Here is a 228-nt window from a genome sequence, read left to right as displayed (position 1 = left end):
GTAAGCTCGGGCGGCGCTCCCTGCGCCGCACGCCCGGCTAACCTTTTCGCCCGCGTCCTCCCTGTTGGCTGTTGTGTTGCTGTTAAGGGCATTGCTTTTCGGCAGGATACCGAAGATTAAGTAGTAGAAGCTGTCTGGTCTGGTCTGATTTTTTTGTTTTTAAAACAGCGACACAGAAAATAACAGGCAATCGGGGTTTATCCGGATAAGCGGACCTTCGGGCACATG

Source organism: Erwinia sp. B116, from assembly GCF_002865965.1.
Taxonomy (GTDB): domain Bacteria; phylum Pseudomonadota; class Gammaproteobacteria; order Enterobacterales; family Enterobacteriaceae; genus Erwinia.
This window is presented reverse-complemented; position numbering follows the sequence as displayed.